Below are 20854 nucleotides of genomic sequence, written 5' to 3' on the forward strand. Positions count from 1 at the left end.
GTTTATCATGCTTCACCTTCTTTAATTATTGATGCCACTGCTGCTAAACTCCTAATTGTGTTTATTTTTCATCCCGCTGTTCTGACAGCGGGATTTTTTTTATGTGTCACAAGCCTATGTATAAATAAACCAACAATACACGCAGTTATTGTCTATATTTCTGGCGGTAACGACATTAAATGAGGATTTAACAGCGTCAGCCCTAATAATTCGCAGGTTCGACCCGCATCGATCACTTTCGCATCACGCTGTTGGATCTCTGCCGTACTGTCTGGCGCAAAATCCGGCAATGGCAATCCTGCTTGATTCGCCATCGCGCAATAATAGGCAGAACGCGACGGGTGATCATGCGCAGCCAGATGCAAAATATGCCCTCCCCATCCCTGTTGACCCAACGTAATGATTCGTCTGATTGCCGCAATACAGTCCGCCTGATGGATCAGATTCACCGGATCGCCGCCATGAGGGATAGCTTTGCGTCCTGACAGGAAACGTACCGGGTGACGTCCCGGGCCAATCAGCCCTGACAAACGCAACACCACTGCATTGTCTCCCCACATCTGTAACACAAGCTGCTCCATGTCTGCATGTGCCTGACCGGACGCGGTTTCAGGTTGCACTGGCGTATCTTCATACACGGTACCTTTCGCATTGCCATACACCACCGTTGTGCTGATAAAAATCACCCGCTGAGTGCCGCACTGCTGAGCGACATCCAGTAACTGGCTGACATTTTGCTGCCACGCATCGACAGATCCTGGCTGACGACCGGGAGGCACATTCACCACCAACACGTCGGTGGCAAAAAAATCGCGAACGGCCTGACTCGGTGAAACTACGTCATTCGGTAAGCACAAAGGAATCCCATTCACACCGATGGCCGACAACGCCTCTGCCGCTGCCACGGTCTGACGACTGCCCCACACCTGCGCCCCTAATTGCACCAGATGATCCGCTAAGGGATACCCTAACCACCCGCAACCACAGATGCTCACTTTCGTATTATTCCATATATCCATCTGTCCTCCCGGCCATTTGCAATCAATAAAATGGCGGTAAATAACCACCGCATTTTTTTCAGCCTGTAAATTAATTCCCTACAACTGAAAATAAACAACAAAATAAGGCCAATATCGCGCTTAAATCTGTCGTTTTACATAATTTTCATTTCAGTTCTGAAAGGAAAAACTCGATCTTTGTCAAACTATAATAAAAAGACAACGTAATTACCCGTGATTTGCTAGGAGCAGATCGCTGAAAAGTAGTATAGTTTCATCAAAATGGCGCAATGAGTAAGAAGCAGCCAATAATGAAATTCAGTAACGAGCGGTAACCGCCATGAATACCCTAGAGAAAATTCAAAAGAACCTTGATAATTTCAGCAAATCAGAGCGTAAAGTCGCTGAGGTCATCCTAGCATCACCTCAAACTGCGATTCACTCAAGCATTGCAACTCTGGCGAAAATGGCAGACGTCAGTGAGCCAACGGTCAATCGCTTCTGTCGTCGACTCGATACCAAAGGATTTCCTGATTTTAAACTGCACCTGGCGCAGAGCTTGGCCAACGGCACGCCGTATGTGAACCGTAACGTCGAAGAAGACGATGGTCCTGATGCCTACACGTCGAAAATCTTTGAATCGACCATGGCATGCTTAGACGTAGCCAAAAACAGCCTGGATCCGATGCAGGTGAATCGTGCGGTGGATTTGCTGACACAAGCCAAGAAAATTTCCTTCTTTGGTTTGGGTGCTTCCGCCTCTGTTGCGCACGATGCCCAAAACAAATTCTTCCGCTTTAACATTCCGATTGTCTGCTTTGATGACATCGTGATGCAGCGTATGAGCGTGATCAACTGCTCTGACGGTGATGTCGTCGTGATGATTTCCCACACCGGCCGCACCAAGAGCCTAGTAGAAGTGGCGCGCATGGCGCGTGAGAACGGGGCGACCGTAATTGGGATCACCGCCAAAGATTCTCCGCTGGATCGTGAATGCTCCCTGTCGATTTGTCTGGACGTTCCAGAAGACACGGACATTTACATGCCAATGGCCAGCCGTGTGGTCCAGATGACCGTTATCGATGTACTGGCCACCGGTTTTACCCTTCGCCGAGGGGCGGGTTTTCGAGAAAACTTAAAACGTGTGAAAGAGTCACTGAAAGACTCCCGCTTCACGAAAGAAGGCATTTTATAAAAAAGAAAGCACGACGCGAGTCGTGCTTTTTTTATGTCATCGCAAACCACTACACTTAACACAACACCTCCCGTTTTCAGCCGGCTTTTCCTGATCAAACAGCGACTGAACAAAAGGTTTTATGGTGGTGTAAAAATTCCTTTATCAAGGCCAGAAAACGGTGTCTTTTTCTTACATTTTGTTGATAAAGAACAGCTTCTTCTGGCACGTGAGTGTAGTACTATTTCTTGCACATCAATGAAAGTGATGATCATAATGCAATCGTTTTCATTGCAAACAATGATACAAATGGAGCTTACAATGTCTGAAAGGCTAAGACGTACTAAAATCGTAACAACCCTGGGTCCAGCAACTGACCGTGATAACAACCTAGAAAAGATTATCGCAGCAGGCGCTAACGTTGTTCGTATGAACTTCTCCCACGGTAGCCCAGAAGATCACATTCAACGTACAAAGACTGTTCGTGAAATTGCAGCCAAACTGGGTAAGCACGTTGCTATCCTGGGTGACCTGCAAGGTCCTAAGATCCGCGTATCAACCTTCAAAGACAACAAAATCCAACTGGCTATCGGTGATGTTTTCACACTAGACAGCGACCTTCCAAAAGGTGAAGGTAACCAGCAAGCCGTTGGTCTTGACTACAAAGAACTACCAAAAGACGTTGAAGCTGACGACATCCTGCTATTGGATGACGGCCGTGTTCAATTGAAAGTAACGTCTGTTGAAGGCAACAAAGTTCACACTGTTGTGACTGTGGGTGGCCCGCTGTCAAACAACAAAGGCATCAACAAAAAAGGTGGCGGCCTGTCTGCAGAAGCACTGACTGACAAAGACAAAGCTGACATCATCACTGCAGCACAAATGGGCGTAGATTACCTGGCGGTATCTTTCCCACGTAACGGCGAAGACATGAAATACGCACGTCGCCTTGCAGTTGAAGCTGGCCTAGAAGCGAAGCTAGTTGCAAAAGTAGAGCGCGCTGAAGCGGTTGCAACTACAGAAGCAATGGATGACATCATCATGGCTTCTGACGCCGTAATGGTTGCCCGTGGTGACCTAGGTGTTGAAATCGGTGACCCAGAGCTAGTAGGCGTTCAGAAGAAACTGATCCGTCGTGCTCGCAGCCTGAACCGTGCAGTTATCACTGCGACTCAAATGATGGAGTCGATGATCACGAGCCCAATGCCAACACGTGCAGAAGTAATGGACGTGGCGAACGCCGTACTGGATGGTACCGATGCGGTAATGCTTTCTGCAGAAACAGCAGCAGGTGACTTCCCGGTTGAAACCGTGACGGCGATGGCTGGCGTATGTATGGGTGCTGAGAAAGAGCCAAGCATCAACGTGTCTAACCACCGTCTGGCTCGCACGTTTGAATCACCTGAAGAAACCATTGCGATGTCAACCATGTACGCTGCTAACCACATGGAAGGCGTTAAAGCGATGGTCGCAATGACTGAATCTGGCCGTACGCCAATGATGATGTCTCGCATCTCTTCTGGTCTGCCAATCTTCGCGATGTCTCGTAACGAGAACACCCTAAACCGCGCGGCACTGTACCGTGGTGTAACACCAGTGTTCTTCAACCGTGACAGCGATGCAGGTCTGGATGCTGCGAAGCACGCACTAAGCGTACTGAAAGAGCACGGCTTCCTGAACACCGGTGATCTTGTGATCATCACGCAAGGTGACGAAATGGACAAAATCGGTTCAACCAACAACATGCGTATTCTGACAGTAGAATAAGCCCTGTTCGGTTATCGACCTGAATAAAAAAGCGTGAAGGCCAAACCGGTCTTCACGCTTTTCTTTTTTCTGCGCTAAATCGCGTTCGCTAAGGCGATGTATCAAGATGTTGCATCAAGGCCCTGTATTAAAAAGCCCTCTCAAGGATAGGTTTTATCCACCCTTACCCCATCATCAAAATACAAAATCCGCACGGCATCCCCTCGGGTAAAGCGCATGCTTTGATCCACATCCTGAATCACATCAATCAAACGCCCATCACTGGCTTTAATCAATATTTCCACCAAATGGTAATCCACCACCCGCTTCGTCGGCTGACGTTCATGGGCAATGCTCGCCCCCGCAATCGCCCCGACAGCGGTCGCTACTTCCCGTCCGGTGCCATCACCAAACTGGTTGCCAACCAAACCACCAATCACACCACCCAATAAGGTTTCCCAGCCATTGCGCTGTGACGACTGGACCTCCTGATAACTGATATAACGCACGGTATCAACCTGACCAAACACCACTTCATTGACCTGACGGGCCTGATTGCGGTTGTACGGTGCCGCCGACACCACTAAGGGCAACATTAGCAATAACAATAACGCTTTTCTCATCTTATAATCCTCTGTACCCTTTCATCTTACCCATGGCACTATGCAATCCGTTTTTCATTATGGCAATCTATCTTCCTGAGCTCGACCCGGTCAACACTGACTTTCCCGCCCCTGAAACTGCGTTGGCAGAACCCAATGGCTTGCTGGCATTTGGGGGTGACTTACGCCCAGCCCGCTTGATCTCAGCGTACCGTCAGGGCATTTTCCCGTGGTTCTCGGAAGGTGAGCCATTGTTGTGGTGGAGCCCTACCCCGCGCGGTGTCTTTCTGCCGGCCCAATTTACCCCAAGCAAAAGCCTGCGTAAGTTTTACCGCAAGTCAGGGTATACCATCACACTGAATCATGCCTGCAAAGACGTGATCCAATTATGTGCCGATACCCGTGGCAAAGACGAAACCTGGATCACGCCAGAGATGATTCGGGCTTACCAGAACATGCATGAGCTTGGTTACTGCCATTCGGTGGAAGTGTGGCAAGGCGAAAAACTGGTCGGTGGCCTGTACGGCATTGCGATGGGTGGCGTGTTCTGTGGGGAATCGATGTTTTCAACCGCGGATAACGCTTCTAAAATTGCATTATGGTGCTTTTGCCAACACTTTAGCGCGCATGGCGGTCAACTGATTGATTGCCAAATGATGAATGATCACCTTGCATCACTGGGGGCGGCTGAAATGGATCGTCCGATGTTTACCCAAGCCCTGCACCATCTGCGCGATGATGTACTCGATGCCCTTTGCTACCAACCTCAGGAGCTGACACCGGTTTTCTCATGAGCCCTTTTAATCAGATTTCACTGCGGATCGGCCTGACACCGGAATCCGACTGTAACTATCTACCCGGCCAAACCGAACAACTGGGCGTGGTTATGGATCATCACTGGTTCACCCCCGCCGGTTACGGGGTGCTGTTAGCATCTGGCTATCGCCGTAGTGGCAGCGCCTTGTATAAGCCGATGTGTCAGCAGTGTCAGGCATGCACGCCACTGCGCATTGACTGCATGGCGTTTACTCCCAGCAAAAGCCAAAAGCGTCAGCTTAATCAAATGAAGCAGTTCCGTTGGGAGTTCAAACCGACCCTCGACGATAATTGGTTCGCACTGTATGAACGCTACATTCGCGAGCGTCATGCTGGCGGTTCGATGTATCCGGCCAACAAGGCACAATTCTTTGAGTTTTGTACCGCCCCATGGATGAAGACACTCTTTTTGCATGTGTATGACGGTGACACGCTCATTGCCGTGGCCGTTACCGATGTGTTTGATGAGGCCCTGAGTGCGGTGTACAGCTTCTTCGATCCTGAAACGACGCTCTCATTGGGCACCTTATGTGTGCTGTACCAGATTCTGTATTGCCAACAAACCGGCCGCGAGTGGCTGTATCCGGGCTACCAGATTGATGAGTGTCCGGCAATGAATTACAAAACCCGCTTCCAGCCCCACCAAAAGCTGCGGGATAATACGTGGCGCTCATAAGTTCGCCAATCGACAATCTGTTATTTCGCAGGAGCTGCACGCCATTTCGTAATTTGTACAAATACTACATTTTGAACGAAGTGAGAGATAGAGCTGTTATTTTCGCCGGTAACAGCTTGCAAATTAGATAAAATGCGTTTTAATGCATTACAGTAGCTGACAAAGCCCTACAGCAAGGGTAAAATTGCCGCCTGATATTTACACTCAAACAGATTCAAGGCATCATCCAGCCCGATCAAGATGAATGGCTGGTAGCCTATAGAGGATTCAATGGCAAAAGAAGACGTAATTGAAATGCAAGGTACTGTACTTGATACACTACCTAACACAATGTTCCGCGTAGAGCTAGAGAACGGTCACGTTGTTACCGCTCACATCTCTGGCAAAATGCGTAAAAACTACATCCGTATTCTTACTGGTGACAAGGTAACTGTGGAACTGACTCCATACGACCTAACCAAAGGCCGCATCGTCTTCCGCGCCCGTTAATCTTTGCGATAAGATTACAGAATACAAATAAAACCCGGCTCTGGCCGGGTTTTATTTTTTCCGCCAATTCATACGTTATCCCTCTCTTTATATTCACTTTTCCTCTCTGTTTTCAGCGGCTTTTCGGCTTCTCTTCTGCCTCACTTTTGCTCATCAAACTGATAGCTTTATCATCAGAAAATCTCATTGAAACATGCAGATTATTTTATTTGCCTCACGGGGGTTTCGGTTGTCTAATCGCACTGCACCCAGCTGACGTGGTAGGACCATGCAACCGAGGTGTAGACGGGTTCAGCCATGAGCCTCATCTTTCTTCATACCGTGAAATCTGTCTGCAGCACGGCCGTGTAGGAATGACAATGAAACCTTTCGCAATCCATGATGCACTAGTGCAATTAAGCCTAGTCACCGTTTGCGACACCGCAGCCACTCTCCACCCCAAAGACATTTCGCTAACGGCATCGAATAATCCCCTTGCCCGTCGCAAGAAAAGGATGTCACAAAGGCGGACCAAAAGGCCCGTTAGCCAATAATCGTTTGGCTTAATCGGTTTCACGCAGCCTGCGGAGCGTGTGCCTTCTTCTATCTATACGCCTCTCCGCACGCTTGATGAGTATTATCAACTTGGTGCTTGCAGCCTCAACGGCTGGGCTTTGCCACAGCTGTCAATAACACCACTGCCTGCACCCAATCACTGATTCGAGGAAGTAACATGAGTGATTGGTCTATCAATGATGCACGTGACGTTTACAACACTCCATACTGGGGTCAAGGCTACTTCGACATTAACCCGCAAGGGGAAGTCGTGGTTAAACCTGATAACGTCAATCCGAACCATACTATCGCCCTGTCACAATTGGCTGATGAGCTGATTGCCAAAGGCGCGTCGTTACCGGTGTTAGTTCGTTTCCCTGATATTTTGCATCATCGGGTGGATAGCCTGTGTTCGACCTTTAACGAGGCCATTGAACACTACGGCTACCAAGGTAAATACCTCGCGGTTTATCCCATCAAAGTCAACCAGCAAGAAGCGGTTGTCAGTGAAATCCTTGCCAGCCAATACGCCAAGCAGCAACGTCAGCTTGGCCTTGAAGCAGGCAGCAAACCTGAGCTGATGGCGGTACTGGCCATGGCACAACAAGCCAGCTCAGTGATCGTCTGTAACGGCTACAAAGACCGTGAATACATCCGCTTGGCGCTGATCGGCGAAAAGCTGGGGCACGAAGTGTATATCGTGCTGGAAAAATTGTCTGAACTGCAGACGGTAATGGAAGAAGCCGCCGCGCTGGGTGTCCGCCCTCGTTTGGGTCTGCGTGCTCGTCTGTCATCGCAGGGCAAAGGCAAGTGGCAAGCCAGTGGTGGTGAGAAATCAAAATTCGGCCTGTCTGCCGCACAGGTGCTGACGGTGCTGAACCAGTTGCGCGACAAAGGCATGATGGATTGTCTGCAGTTACTGCACTTCCATCTGGGCTCACAAATCGCCAACATTCGTGACGTGCGCAATGGCGTGGGCGAAGCCAGCCGTGTGTATGCCGAGCTGAACAAGCTGGGCGCGAACATCACCACGGTAGACGTCGGTGGTGGCTTGGCGGTGGACTATGAAGGCACCCGTAGTCAGAGCAGCTGCTCAATGAACTACAGCCTGCGTGAATACGCCAATAACGTGGTTTATACCCTGGGTGACGTGTGTAAAGAATACGACATTCGCATGCCACGTATTATTTCAGAGTCAGGCCGTAACCTGACGGCGCACCATGCTGTGCTGATCACCGATGTGGTCGGTGTAGAAAGCTACAAACAAGAGTCCGTGTACCCGCCGGAAGAGAGCGCACCACAGATCCTGCATAACATGTGGCACTCTTGGCAGGATCTGAAGGCCCTGACTGATCACCGTTCACTGGTAGAAATTTACCATGACAACCAGAGTGATTTAGCAGAAGTGCATACTCAGTTTGCGATGGGCATGCTGAACTTCACAGAACGTGCATGGGCCGAGCAAATCAGCCTGCGTCTGTGTTATGAACTGGAAAAACGCCTGTCTACCAAGAACCGTGCGCACCGTCCGCTGCTGGATGAGATGCACGAGCGTTTGGCTGATAAGTTCTTCGTGAACTTCTCGCTGTTCCAGTCTCTGCCGGATGCATGGGGCATTGAGCAGGTGTTCCCGGTACTGCCGTTGACCAATCTGGACAAAGCGCCAGAACGTCGCGCGGTGATCCTGGACATCACCTGTGACTCTGACGGTGCCATTGATCAGTACGTGGAAGGCCAAGGCATTGAAAGCACACTGGCTGTACCGGCGTGGACCGATGAAGCGCCATACCGTTTGGGCTTTTTCATGGTGGGTGCGTACCAAGAAGTGTTGGGCAACATGCACAACCTGTTTGGCGACACCGATACCGCCACCGTACGTTGCAAGCCAGATGGCAGCTACCACATTGAACAGGTAGAGCGCGGTGACAGCGTGGGCGATGTCTTGCGCTACATGCACTTGGATTCTGAGCTGTTCCTTCGCCAATACGAAATCATGGTGAAAGAGCACCTGCCAGAGAGCGAACACGCAGACATTCTGGCTGAGCTGGCGGAAGGCCTGCAAGGTTATACTTACCTGGAAGACATCCACGGTAGCCGCTGATTTTCGCAAAGCGAATCAAATGATTTATCTACAGCCCCGCATCGTCATCGAGAAACAAACACGGGCAATGCGGGACTGCATGAACACGATTTTTGGAGTTTTATTATGGCAACACTGGCCAATTACCCTGACTACTCGCTGTACGCCAATGCGTTTGGTTTCTTGCGTCAACCGCTGGACTTTAACCCACAAGCGTCTGACGCCGATGTGATCATCACCGGAGTACCGTTTGATATGGCCACCACAGGCCGCTCTGGCAGCCGTATGGGCCCGGGCGCTATCCGCCAAATCTCCACCAACCTGGCTTGGGAAGGCAAGCGCTGGCCATGGACGTTCTCACTGATGGATAAGATCACCATGGCAGACTGTGGTGACTTGGTGTTTGATTCTGGTGATGCAGGTCAAATGTGTGAGCGTCTGGAGCAGCACGCGACAGGCCTGCTTGAGCAAGGCAAAACCCTGCTGACTTTCGGTGGTGACCACTTTGTGACCCTGCCGCTACTGCGTGCACACGCGAAGAAGTTCGGTGAAATGGCGCTGATCCACTTTGACGCGCACACTGACACCTATGACATGGGCAGCCAATACGATCACGGTACCATGTTCTACCATGCGCCTAACGAAGGCCTGATTGATCCAAAGCACTCGGTACAAATTGGTATCCGTACCGATTACGACAACAAAATGGGCTTCAATGTGATTGATGCAGGCACCGCCAATGACTGGTCGGTCGATCAAATCGTTGAGAGCATCAAACAAACCGTGGGTGATCGTCCGGTTTACCTGACGTTTGACATTGACTGTTTGGATCCGGCGTTTGCACCCGGCACGGGCACACCGGTGTGTGGCGGTCTGACGTCAGACAAAGCACTGAAAATCATCCGTGGTTTGCAGGGCATTAATTTGATTGGTATGGATGTGGTAGAAGTGGCACCGGCATATGATCACGCAGACATGACCTCTCTGGCAGCTGCAACGATTGCTACCGATCTGCTGCACCTGTGGGCCAGCCAGCGCTAATCGCCAAGCTATACGCCAGATAAAAAATAACCGCCTTTCGGCGGTTATTTATTGTCTATCAAAGCACTCACACTTAGTGTGCCGGTTCCATTTCACTGCTGAACTGGAAGTCGAGTTTGTCATTGACCACGTCAACACGCACCGAACCACCGTTCACCAAGCAACCGAACAGCAACTCGTTCGCCATTGGCTTCTTCAGGCTATCCTGAATCACACGTGCCATTGGACGAGCACCCATTGCTTTGTCGTAGCCTTTGTCTGCCATCCATTCACGGGCTGCCGAAGACACTTCCATGGAAACACCACGTGCATCCAACTGTGCTTGCAACTCGACGATGAACTTATCGACAACCTGAGAAATCACGTCTTTCTCTAGGTGGTTGAACCAAATGATACCGTCCAGACGGTTACGGAATTCCGGCGTAAACACACGCTTGATTTCGCCCATCGCATCCAGACTGTGATCCTGCTGGATCAAACCGATCGACTTACGTACGGTTTCCGTCACACCGGCGTTGGTGGTCATCACCAAAATCACGTTACGGAAATCGGCTTTACGGCCGTTGTTATCCGTCAGTGTCCCGTTATCCATCACCTGCAGCAGCAGGTTAAAGACATCCGGGTGCGCTTTTTCGATCTCATCAAGCAGCACGACAGAATGTGGATGCTTGATCACGGCATCAGTCAACAGACCACCCTGATCGTAACCGACATAACCCGGAGGCGCACCGATCAAACGGCTCACCGTATGACGCTCCATGTACTCAGACATATCAAAGCGTAGCAACTCAATACCCAATGTACGGGCCAGCTGCACGGTCACTTCTGTTTTACCTACCCCTGTCGGGCCGGCAAACAAGAAGGAACCAACCGGTTTGTTTTCAGCGCCCAAGCCAGCGCGGCTCAGTTTGATCGCTTCTGTCAGCACATCAATCGCAGGATCCTGACCAAACACCAGCATCTTCAGCTTGCTATCGAGTTTCTGTAGTACATCACGATCGCTCGACGAGACAGATTTCTCTGGAATACGCGCCATCTTCGCGATCATGGCTTCAATGTCGCTCACGTTGACCGTCTTCTTACGACGACTTGCAGGTGCAAGGCGGCAACGGGCACCGGCTTCATCGATCACGTCAATGGCTTTATCCGGCAAATGACGTTCGTTGATGTATTTCGCAGACAATTCAACCGCCGCACGGATCGCCTTATTGGTGAAACGGACTTCGTGGTGCGCTTCGTATTTCGGCTTCAGACCCATCAAGATCTTGGTGGTGTCATCCAGCGATGGCTCAACAATATCAATCTTCTGGAAACGACGAGACAAGGCACGCTCTTTCTCAAAGATATTGCTGTACTCTTGGTACGTGGTGGAACCCATGCAGCGTAGCTTACCGTTACTCAGTAGCGGTTTAATCAGGTTAGCTGCATCCACCTGACCACCTGATGCCGCACCCGCACCGATAATGGTGTGGATTTCATCGATGAACAGAATGGCGTGATCTTCTTTTTCCAGCTGCTTCAGAATGTTCTTGAAGCGCTTCTCGAAATCACCACGGTACTTGGTACCGGCCAACAGTGAGCCGATATCCAGTGAATAAATCACACAGTCCTGAATCACTTCCGGCACTTGGCCTTCAACGATACGCCAAGCCAGACCTTCCGCGATGGCAGTTTTACCCACACCGGCTTCACCCACCAGCAACGGGTTATTCTTACGGCGACGACACAATACCTGCACCGTACGCTCAAGTTCGCTGTCGCGGCCAATCAGTGGGTCGACCCCACCCGCACGCGCCAGCTGGTTCAGGTTAGTGGCAAAGTTTTCCAGTTTATCTTCACTGTTCTGCTCTGCACGTGGCTCATCGCCACCCACATCTGAACTGTTTAAATCATCATTGTCGCTGTCTTTCACGGTACCGTGAGAGATAAAGTTCACCACGTCCAGACGGCTAATGTCACTCTTCTTCAGCAAGTACGCCGCGTGGGACTCTTGTTCACTGAAAATGGCCACCAGCACGTTCGCTCCGGTCACTTCACTGCGACCTGACGACTGAACATGGAACACCGCACGTTGCAGTACACGCTGGAAACTGAGTGTAGGCTGAGTTTCTCGGCTTTCATCATCAACAGGGATCAATGGCGTCGTTTGCTCAATGAATGAGTCAAGCTCTTTACGCAACGTCTCTAAATCAGCTCGACAAGCCAGCAAGGCTTCCTGAGCGGCCGCGTTTTCTAGCAGCGCCAACAGCAGATGTTCGACTGTCATAAACTCATGGCGCTTTTCTCTTGCCCGTGCAAAAGCACCGTTCAAGCTAGCTTCAAGTTCTTTGTTTAGCATAAGGCACCTCCCCTAAATACCACTCAATAATGGCGTGCCGAAAAAAGCCTAGGCCTTTTCCATCGTACACAACAGCGGATGTTCATGCTCTCTCGCATACATCATCACCTGGGCCACTTTCGTTTCGGCCACTTCGGCGGTGAAGGTTCCACAAACCGCTTTCCCTTCATAATGCACAGTCAGCATCAACTGTGTTGATTTCTCCAAATCCATGGAGAAGAACGTCTGTAACACTTCTATCACAAAATCCATCGGCGTGTAATCATCATTATTCAGGATCACTTTATACATCGACGGCGGTTTTACTTGGATCTCCTCTTCTTCCATGACGTCAGAATCAGGAATGATCCATTCATATAACTTACTCATAACCTTAACTTACCAATTTGGTAGGAATAGTCCACCAATAAACAATCACTTAACGAAATTTTATTGTTTACAGGCGCACTGAGTCACAGTTTTCCTACCTCTATATTCAGACTAATGCACGCATTGTATTCCAGCAAATCAGAGATGACTATGACCCAACCAACAATACGCGCTGATACTAGATGTATCTGCTAAGAAAATGTGCACTCATAACACAATAATCAAGGGAAAAGCGACGTGCCCTCATATCACTGTGCAAACCTGCTGTGACACCCTTTTTCCGCCTTACACAAAAAATTCTTCTGAGCAATAGCATTTTATGAAAATGTTATGATATGCACTTGACTGTCTATCTGATTTTACTAAAGTGTAACCTGTACGCGCTGTTATCAGCACCCAATTAGCATTACTATGCAAGTCATGCTAAAAAGGTTAAGCAACGTAGTGCAACATGGAACTTGAATGCAAATAAGGATGTAAGCATGGCAACAGGTACGGTTAAATGGTTCAATAACGCAAAAGGTTTCGGTTTTATCTGCCCTGAAGGCGGTGACGGAGATGTGTTTGCACACTACTCCACTATCCAGATGGATGGATACCGCACACTCAAAGCAGGACAGCAAGTCACTTACACTGTTGAAACGGGTCCTAAAGGGTTCCATGCGAAGGAAATCGTCCCCGTTGATGGCGAAGCGGTTAAATAATTCCGCTAACCGAATCACTGCACCCCATTGCGAAGGCGAGTCTAATGACTCGTCTTTTTCGTTTATCCCTTTTTACCACGATACATCCTGCATTGTTATTCACAAAATGAATAACTACTGCATATCCATACCCATTATCCCTTTCATATCCGTATTAACAAATTTATTACTCTCCCCGCCAGTTCGCTTGCGCTAGAGGTATAGCACCACTTCCACTAAGATCACCCAACAGAAAACGCCCATCGCGCAGCATACGTTTTAAAAAAGCCAGATATAAAAAACCCGGCATCACGCCGGGTCTTTTGTCTTGTCATACGCTGTCTTACATTTGCTCAATCATATCATCCGCAAACTCAGAACACTTACGCAAGGTTGCGCCTTCCATCTGGCGTTCAAAATCATAAGTGACCGTCTTGTTGCGAATGGCCGCTTCCATCGAGCTGATGATTAGATCAGCCGCTTCTGTCCAGCCTAGGTGACGAAGCATCATTTCTGCAGACAGAATCAATGAACCCGGGTTCACTTTGTCCTGACCCGCGTACTTCGGCGCAGTACCGTGTGTTGCTTCAAATAGTGCCACACCGTCACCAATGTTGGCGCCAGGGGCGATACCGATACCACCCACCTGTGCAGCCAATGCATCAGACACATAGTCACCGTTCAGGTTCATGGTCGCAATCACATCGTACTCTGCTGGGCGCAGTAGAATTTGCTGCAAGAACGCATCAGCAATGCTGTCTTTAATGATGATCTCTTTACCCGTATTCGGGTTCTTCAGCGTCATCCATGGGCCGCCATCAAGCAGCTCAGCACCAAACTCTTTCGCTGCCACTTCATAGCCCCAATCTTTGAAGGCACCTTCGGTGAACTTCATGATGTTGCCTTTGTGAACCAGCGTCAGTGAGCCACGATCGTTATCGATGGTGTACTGCAGCGCCGCACGGATCAGACGCTTGGTGCCTTCTTCCGACACAGGCTTAATGCCTACACCACACTGCTGAGGGAAACGGATCTTCGTCGCGCCCATTTCTTCTTGCAAGAATTTAATCAGTTTGTCTGCTTCTGCCGTACCAGCTTTAAACTCAACACCCGCATAAATGTCTTCTGAGTTTTCACGGTAGATCACCATGTCAGTCAGTTCAGGCTGTTTTAGCGGGCTTGGTACGCCATCAAAATAGCGGACAGGACGAGCACAGATGTACAAATCAAGCTCTTGACGAAGTGCGACGTTCAGTGAGCGAATGCCCCCGCCGACAGGTGTCGTCAGTGGGCCTTTGATGGCGACTTTGTAGTCACGAATAAAATCGAGGGTTTCTTGCGGTAGCCACGCATCTTCACCGTAGACTTGCGTTGATTTTTCGCCGGTGTAGATTTCCATCCAAGCAATTTTACGATCACCGCCGTATGCTTTTTGTACAGCAGCATCAACAACTTTGATCATGGCAGGGCTAACATCTACCCCAATGCCATCACCTTCAATGTAAGGAATGACAGGGTTATTAGGAACGACCAGTTTACCTTCAGCATCCAGTGTGATTTTCTGACCTTCTGCGGGTACAACTACTTTACTATCCATTTAAATCTCCTAGCGTCCATTTGTTATCTTTTTGTAAGATGCGCGCAAATCATACTTGAAATTTTATCGATACGCCACTCACTGTAAATTTCGCGTATAATAGGCGTGTCAATTTCCTATTCCCTTTTACAACACGCTATTTATGAAGCCAAACACCTCTCCGCGTCAACCAAAACGTCAAAATAATGAGCGCCGACCATCAAGAATGCTTAACAAACCGAAGCGTCCTCGTGGTCCGCAAAAGATCATTTTATTTAACAAACCTTATAACGTCCTGACCCAGTTTACCGGTGAACCGGGCGATCAAACCCTGTCTGATTTTATCCCGGTAAAAGACGTCTATCCGGCCGGTCGACTGGACAAAGACAGTGAAGGATTATTGGTATTGACGAACGACGGTGTCCTGCAAGCACGCCTGACCCAACCAACGTCCAAACAACCGAAAACCTATTGGGTACAGGTGGAAGGCGCACCGACTGATGACGATCTTGCCGAGCTGCGTCGTGGCGTCACCCTCAAAGACGGCCCAACCCTGCCAGCAGGCGTCGAACGTATTGAGGCCCCAGACATTTGGCCACGTAATCCACCGATCCGTGAACGCAAGAACATCCCGACCACGTGGTTAGCGATTACGTTGAAAGAAGGCCGCAACCGCCAGGTTCGCCGTATGACCGCCCACATTGGTTTCCCAACGTTACGCCTTGTGCGTTACAAGATGGCAGACTGGACCGTGGCAGATTTAGCTCCGGGAGAATGGCGCGAAGTCACCCTGTAATACCGCAGCGTACCTCTCTTACGTTCTACAGCGACTTTCCGCACTCCTGTTTCACCCTCGCGTGTACACTTGGCCTGACGTAAGATGCCGTCAGGTTGGGTGGCACGCTGCCCGTGCTTTTTTTACCCATTGTCGATAAAAACACTACACATTTTCATCACGCTCCACTATGATGACCACCAAGACGCAAACGTTTGCGTCACTAATGGAGACGGTAAATTCGTTTACCGATGAAATTATTAAAGTGTGATTCGGCTCTCGCTCTGTTTCGGTAAAAAGCTTTCTGTTAGAATTACGCTCTTAACTCCATTAACGACTGAAGAGAAATATGTCAGATAACAGCCAGAAAAAAGTCATTGTCGGCATGTCCGGCGGCGTTGATTCCTCTGTCTCCGCGTACCTCCTGCTTCAACAGGGCTACCAAGTAGAAGGCCTGTTCATGAAGAACTGGGAAGAGGACGATAACGATGAGTATTGCTCAGCGGCAGAAGATTTAGCGGACGCCCAAGCTGTTTGTGACAAACTGGGTATTACTCTGCACACCATCAACTTTGCAGCAGAATACTGGGACAACGTGTTTGAGTATTTCTTAGCTGAGTACAAAGCGGGTCGTACACCAAACCCTGATATTCTTTGTAACAAAGAAATCAAATTCAAAGCCTTCCTTGAGTTTGCCGATGAAGTGCTGGAAGCCGATTACATCGCTATGGGTCACTACACCCGTCGCAGCTTCCCAACGGCAGAAGGCGAAAAGCCACAAATGCTACGTGGCGTAGATAACAACAAAGATCAGAGCTACTTCCTGTACACCCTGAGCCACGAGCAAATCGCTCGCAGCCTGTTCCCAGTGGGTGAGCTAGAGAAACCAGAAGTACGCCGCATTGCAGAAGAGCAAGGCCTGATCACCGCGAAGAAGAAAGATTCAACCGGTATCTGCTTTATCGGTGAGCGTAAGTTCACGGAATTCCTGGGCAAATACCTACCAGCACAGCCTGGTAACATCGAAACCGCTGATGAAGGCAAAGTGATTGGCGAGCACCAAGGCTTGATGTACCACACTTTGGGTCAGCGTAAAGGTCTGCACATTGGCGGACAGAAAGGGGGCAACGGCCATGAAGATGCATGGTACGTGGTCGACAAAGATGTTGAGCGTAACGTACTGGTTGTGGGTCAGGGTAAAGATCACCCTCGCCTGAAATCAGAAGGTCTGATTGCATCTCAACTTCACTGGGTGGATCGCCAACCAATTCGTGAGCCCCTACAATGCACGGTAAAAACACGCTACCGTCAGCAGGATATCCCTTGTACCATCATTCCTATCGATGATGAGAACATCAAGGTTATCTTTAACGAGCCGCAAATTGCGGTAACACCAGGCCAGTCTGCTGTGTTCTACAGCGGTGATGTGTGCCTAGGTGGCGGTATTATCGAGCAGCGTATCTAAGGGAGTTAACGCACGTGGCACATTCTGTTTATGACCGTACTATTGCATTCGCCGGTCTTTGCCAGGCGGTAAAACTCGTTCAAAAAGTTGCCAAAGACGGTCACTGTGACCCTGAGGCACTGGAAACGAGTCTGAACAGCATTATTGTGACTGATCCATCCAATACGCTTGAGATTTTCGGTAACGAATCTCAACTGCGTACTGGCCTTCAGGCCATGACAAGCATCGACAGTAGCCCATCAAGCAATGAGCTAACCCGCTACTTGATGAGCGTATTGGTGTTGGAACGTAAACTCGCGAGTCGCCGCGACAGCATGCAACAACTGGGTGATCGCATTGATACCGCGAAACGCCAAGTGGGCCATTTTGAACTGATGGACGATCAGATGATCAGCAACCTTGCGAGCATCTATCTGGACATCATCAGTCCGCTCGGTCCGCGCATTCAAGTGACCGGTACGCCGGCACAGTTGCAGCAACAAAATGTGCAACACAAAGTACGTGCGTTACTGCTGGCCGCAATTCGTGCGGCAGTATTGTGGCGTCAGGTGGGCGGTAAACGCCGTCATCTGATTTTTGGCCGCAAGCAAATGACTGAACAGGCTAAAATTCTGTTAGCCCGTAGTTAATGAGAGTGCCGGCCTAGCCGGCACCTTTTTTCAACCTAGTCACCTCTTCGTACTAGGTCTGTTACACCTTGTTTTTATGATTATTTAACCAGGAGAGAGCAACATGGAACTGTCAGCATTGACTGCTGTTTCCCCAGTAGACGGCCGCTACGGAAGCAAAACGAGCGCACTACGCAGCATTTTCAGTGAATTTGGTCTGCTAAAGTACCGTACTATCGTTGAAATCCGCTGGCTACAAAAGCTAGCCGCTACTGATGCTATCGTGGAAGTTCCTGCGTTCAGCGCTGAAGCGAATGCCTTCCTTGATCGCATTGCTGCTGAATTCAGCGAAGAAGATGCGCTACGTATCAAAACCATCGAGCGCACGACTAACCACGACGTTAAAGCTGTTGAATACTTCCTGAAAGAAAAAGTAGCTGAAGTGCCTGAGCTGCACGCAGTGAACGAATTCATCCACTTTGCGTGTACGTCTGAAGACATCAACAACCTGTCTCACGCGTTGATGCTAAAAGAAGCACGTGAAAACGTAATGCTGCCTGAAGTACGCAACGTTATCGATGCAATCAAAGGCCTAGCGAACGAATACCGCGCGGTACCGCTACTGACCCGTACTCACGGCCAGCCAGCTTCTCCATCTACGATGGGTAAAGAAATGGCGAACGTGGCGTACCGTATGGAGCGTCAGTTCAAGCAAATCGAAAACGTGGAAATTCTGGGTAAAATCAACGGTGCAGTAGGTAACTACAACGCACACCTGTCTGCTTACCCGAACATCGACTGGCACCAGTACAGTGAAGAGTTCGTGACGTCTCTGGGCATCACATGGAACCCGTACACCACACAGATCGAACCACACGATTACATCGCTGAACTGTTTGACGCGTTTGCACGTTTCAACACCATTCTGTTGGACTTCGACCGTGACGTTTGGGGTTACATCGCACTGGGTCACTTCAAGCAGAAGACCATCGCAGGCGAAATCGGCTCTTCAACGATGCCGCACAAAGTCAACCCAATCGACTTCGAAAACTCTGAAGGTAATCTGGGTCTAGCGAACGCTATCTTCGGCCACCTGGCACAGAAACTGCCTGTTTCTCGCTGGCAGCGTGACCTGACTGACTCAACGGTTCTGCGTAACCTGGGTGTAGGCTGTGGCTACGCGATCATCGCGTACACCTCTACGCTAAAAGGTATCAGCAAGCTAGAAGTGAACCAAGCGGCACTAGAAGCTGAGCTAGATCGCAACTGGGAAGTATTGGCAGAGCCTGTACAGACTGTAATGCGTCGCTACGGCATCGAGAAGCCATACGAGAAGCTGAAAGAGCTAACGCGCGGTAAGCGTGTTGATGGCGAAGGCATGCGTGCATTCATCGACGGTCTTGAGCTACCAGAGCACGAGAAAACCCGTCTGAAAGAAATGACACCAGCTAACTACATCGGTGATGCAGTAAGCCTGACTGACAAACTGTAATTCACGGTTTTCAGCCCAGAACAAACCAAGGCCAGCCTCGCGCTGGCCTTTTCTTTATTTGCGTTCTCGACGCGTTACGCCCTTCCCCACAACCAATCCGTCCGTAACACGTAAAAACACACACTCCTTGCGCGGTTGGGGGTATAATCCTTCCCTTCAACAGTCAGCTCAAAACGGTTTTTATGTACCAACTTACCTTCTCGTTTGAAGAATTCCTTGCTGAATTCTGGCAGAAGAAGCCAACCATCATCAAAGGTGGCTTCAAAGATTTTATCGACCCAATCAGCCCGGATGAACTGGCTGGTCTGGCAATGGAAGAAGAAATTGACTCGCGCTACATTGCTAAACACGGCAGCGAGTGGGATGTGCGCCACGGCCCACTGACTTTTGATGATGTACCAGAAGATAACTGGTCATTCATTGTACAGGCCGTTAACCACTGGCATGAAGGCGCAGCGCGCTTGGTCACGCCATTCCGTCAACTGCCAAACTGGCTGCTGGATGATTTGATGATCAGCTACTCCACCCCGGGTGGCGGTGTTGGCCCTCACATCGATCAATACGATGTATTCATCATTCAGGGTTCCGGTAAACGTCACTGGCGTGTCGGCCCGAAGAAAGACGATTACGAAGAAGAATTTGGTCACCCAGCCCTGCGTCAGATCAAAGGCTTTGAGCCGATCATCGACGACATGCTGGAGCCGGGCGATATTCTGTACATTCCGCCAGGTTTCCCGCACGACGGTTATGCCATTGAAACGTCAATGAGCTTCTCTGTGGGCTTCCGTTCACCGAAGAAACAAGAGCTATTGAGCAGCTTTGCCGATTACGTGATTGCTAACGAAATTGGCGATGTGCATTACCACAATCCGGATCTGCCTGCGCGTCAGAACAGCGGTGCCATTCTGGATGACGAATTCAACGCGATGGAAACCATGATGCGCAGCCTGCTGGATCACCCTGAAGTGATGAAAGCCTGGTTGGGTGAACACCTGAGCAACAGCCGTCACGAATTGGATATCATTGCCGCTGAACCTGTTTGGGAAAACGCGGAAGTGCACCAGTTCCTGAAAAGCGGTGAAGCGCTGAAACGTCTGGGCGGCCTGCGTGCGTTCTACTACCCGGAGCAACCATCGGTACTGTTCATTAACGGTGAGCGCTTTGAGTTGCCAGAAGAATGTGGTGACGCTGCCGCGCAACTGTGTGATGCCGAAACCGTCACACAAGCCCAACTGGGTGAGATGGTTGACCACCCTGCGTTTATTGACCTAATCGCACAGTTGATTAACCTGGGTTACTGGTACCCGGTTGAATAACCGCGACTAAGTACTGAAAAGCAAAGATAAAAAAAGCGCGGCTTTAACACCGCGCTTAAAGCCTGTCACAGGCTTA

18 protein-coding genes are annotated in these 20854 nt (G+C 49.8%); 13 read left to right on the forward strand and 5 right to left on the reverse strand.

Features of this window, described 5'->3' with window-relative positions:
* Positions 1–152 precede the first annotated feature (152 nt).
* Positions 153–1019, reverse strand: a complete 867-nt coding sequence (locus tag ABT58_RS09860) for an NAD-dependent epimerase/dehydratase family protein (RefSeq protein ID WP_047874221.1) — start codon at positions 1017–1019, stop codon at positions 153–155.
* A 319-nt stretch (positions 1020–1338) separates the two neighbouring features.
* Between ABT58_RS09860 and ABT58_RS09865 the strand changes: the two genes are divergently transcribed.
* Complete coding sequence (locus ABT58_RS09865) at positions 1339–2193, forward strand: MurR/RpiR family transcriptional regulator (protein WP_047874222.1); 855 nt, start codon at positions 1339–1341, stop codon at positions 2191–2193.
* Positions 2194–2493: 300 nt separating this feature from the next.
* Entirely contained in the window at positions 2494–3939 is a 1446-nt protein-coding gene (gene pyk / locus ABT58_RS09870) for a pyruvate kinase (RefSeq protein ID WP_047874223.1), read from the forward strand.
* A 140-nt stretch (positions 3940–4079) separates the two neighbouring features.
* Here the strand turns inward: pyk and ABT58_RS09875 are convergent, their stop codons facing one another.
* Positions 4080–4541 carry an outer membrane lipoprotein gene (locus tag ABT58_RS09875; protein WP_047874224.1) on the reverse strand — a complete coding sequence of 154 codons (462 nt, stop codon included), beginning with the start codon at positions 4539–4541 and terminating at the stop codon, positions 4080–4082.
* 59 nt (positions 4542–4600) lie between these two features.
* On the opposite strand from ABT58_RS09875, the gene aat reads away from it, so the two are divergent.
* The 5 genes from aat (at position 4601) to speB (ending at position 10156) form a co-directional block, all read left to right on the forward strand.
* Positions 4601–5314, forward strand: coding sequence for a leucyl/phenylalanyl-tRNA--protein transferase (aat, locus tag ABT58_RS09880; protein WP_047874225.1), 714 nt, complete (start codon positions 4601–4603; stop codon positions 5312–5314).
* Positions 5311–6012 (forward strand): arginyltransferase, encoded by a 702-nt coding sequence (locus ABT58_RS09885; protein WP_047874226.1) that lies wholly within the window; start codon positions 5311–5313, stop codon positions 6010–6012. The genes aat and ABT58_RS09885 overlap by 4 nt, the downstream gene beginning before the upstream one ends.
* A gap of 270 nt (positions 6013–6282) precedes the next feature.
* Positions 6283–6501 carry a translation initiation factor IF-1 gene (gene infA / locus ABT58_RS09890; RefSeq protein WP_005298441.1) on the forward strand — a complete coding sequence of 73 codons (219 nt, stop codon included), beginning with the start codon at positions 6283–6285 and terminating at the stop codon, positions 6499–6501.
* Positions 6502–7213: 712 nt separating this feature from the next.
* Entirely contained in the window at positions 7214–9136 is a 1923-nt protein-coding gene (gene speA, locus ABT58_RS09895) for a biosynthetic arginine decarboxylase (RefSeq protein WP_047874227.1), read from the forward strand.
* A 105-nt stretch (positions 9137–9241) separates the two neighbouring features.
* Positions 9242–10156, forward strand: coding sequence for an agmatinase (gene speB / locus ABT58_RS09900; RefSeq protein WP_047874228.1), 915 nt, complete (start codon positions 9242–9244; stop codon positions 10154–10156).
* A gap of 73 nt (positions 10157–10229) precedes the next feature.
* Here speB and clpA read toward each other — a convergent pair whose 3' ends face one another.
* Both clpA and clpS read right to left on the reverse strand, forming a co-directional pair.
* A complete protein-coding gene (gene clpA / locus ABT58_RS09905; RefSeq protein ID WP_047874229.1) occupies positions 10230–12494 on the reverse strand; it encodes an ATP-dependent Clp protease ATP-binding subunit ClpA in 2265 nt (754 codons plus the stop codon).
* 48 nt (positions 12495–12542) lie between these two features.
* Positions 12543–12863 carry an ATP-dependent Clp protease adapter ClpS gene (gene clpS, locus ABT58_RS09910; RefSeq protein WP_047874230.1) on the reverse strand — a complete coding sequence of 107 codons (321 nt, stop codon included), beginning with the start codon at positions 12861–12863 and terminating at the stop codon, positions 12543–12545.
* A 482-nt stretch (positions 12864–13345) separates the two neighbouring features.
* On the opposite strand from clpS, the gene cspD reads away from it, so the two are divergent.
* Positions 13346–13567, forward strand: a complete 222-nt coding sequence (gene cspD, locus ABT58_RS09915) for a cold shock domain-containing protein CspD (RefSeq protein WP_047874231.1) — start codon at positions 13346–13348, stop codon at positions 13565–13567.
* A 322-nt stretch (positions 13568–13889) separates the two neighbouring features.
* Here cspD and icd read toward each other — a convergent pair whose 3' ends face one another.
* Positions 13890–15143 carry an NADP-dependent isocitrate dehydrogenase gene (gene icd / locus ABT58_RS09920; RefSeq protein ID WP_047874232.1) on the reverse strand — a complete coding sequence of 418 codons (1254 nt, stop codon included), beginning with the start codon at positions 15141–15143 and terminating at the stop codon, positions 13890–13892.
* A 142-nt stretch (positions 15144–15285) separates the two neighbouring features.
* Here icd and rluE point away from each other — a divergent pair, with 142 nt between their 5' ends.
* The 5 genes from rluE (at position 15286) to ABT58_RS09945 (ending at position 20778) form a co-directional block, all read left to right on the forward strand.
* The gene (gene rluE / locus ABT58_RS09925; protein ID WP_047874233.1) at positions 15286–15918 is read left to right on the forward strand and encodes a 23S rRNA pseudouridine(2457) synthase RluE; all 633 of its coding nucleotides are present in this window, start codon (positions 15286–15288) and stop codon (positions 15916–15918) included.
* A gap of 328 nt (positions 15919–16246) precedes the next feature.
* Positions 16247–17362: a tRNA 2-thiouridine(34) synthase MnmA gene (mnmA, locus tag ABT58_RS09930; protein WP_047874234.1), complete on the forward strand. Its 1116-nt coding sequence runs from the start codon at positions 16247–16249 to the stop codon at positions 17360–17362.
* A gap of 14 nt (positions 17363–17376) precedes the next feature.
* On the forward strand, positions 17377–17991 hold the full coding sequence (hflD, locus tag ABT58_RS09935; protein ID WP_047874235.1) for a high frequency lysogenization protein HflD: 615 nt from the start codon (positions 17377–17379) through the stop codon (positions 17989–17991).
* A 103-nt stretch (positions 17992–18094) separates the two neighbouring features.
* Complete coding sequence (gene purB / locus ABT58_RS09940; protein ID WP_047874236.1) at positions 18095–19462, forward strand: adenylosuccinate lyase; 1368 nt, start codon at positions 18095–18097, stop codon at positions 19460–19462.
* 182 nt (positions 19463–19644) lie between these two features.
* The gene (locus ABT58_RS09945; protein ID WP_047874237.1) at positions 19645–20778 is read left to right on the forward strand and encodes a ribosomal protein uL16 3-hydroxylase; all 1134 of its coding nucleotides are present in this window, start codon (positions 19645–19647) and stop codon (positions 20776–20778) included.
* The last annotated feature ends 76 nt before the right edge of the window (positions 20779–20854 follow it).

It is taken from the genome of Photobacterium aphoticum (genome assembly GCF_001029435.1).
In the GTDB taxonomy this organism is placed as follows: domain Bacteria; phylum Pseudomonadota; class Gammaproteobacteria; order Enterobacterales; family Vibrionaceae; genus Photobacterium; species Photobacterium aphoticum.